This window comes from Halomonas sp. ND22Bw (genome assembly GCF_003011945.1).
Taxonomy (GTDB): Bacteria; Pseudomonadota; Gammaproteobacteria; order Pseudomonadales; family Halomonadaceae; genus Halomonas; species Halomonas halophila.
Genome location: NZ_PXWD01001553.1, coordinates 1 through 244, shown reverse-complemented (window position 1 = coordinate 244; position 244 = coordinate 1). Strand labels below are relative to the sequence as shown.

At 64.8% G+C, this 244-nt stretch carries 1 protein-coding gene; it reads left to right on the top strand.

All coding sequences use genetic code 11. The features are described 5' to 3' along the window. Nucleotides 1–244: glutamate synthase central domain-containing protein (locus tag CVH10_RS23450; protein ID WP_146143351.1), on the top strand; the 244-nt coding region annotated here is incomplete at both ends.

Here is a 244-nt window from a genome sequence, read left to right as displayed (position 1 = left end):
GACCTGACACGGCGGCAGGTCGCGGCGGGGCAGACGCTGGAGGACATGGAGCTGATCCTGTCGCCGATGGTCGAATCGGGCAAGGAAGCGGTTGGGTCGATGGGCGACGACACGCCGCTCGCGGTCATCAGCGACAAGCCGCGCCTGATCAGCCAGTTCTTTCGCCAGAATTTCAGCCAGGTGACGAACCCGCCGATCGACTCGCTGCGCGAACGCTACGTCATGTCGCTCAAGACGCGGTTCG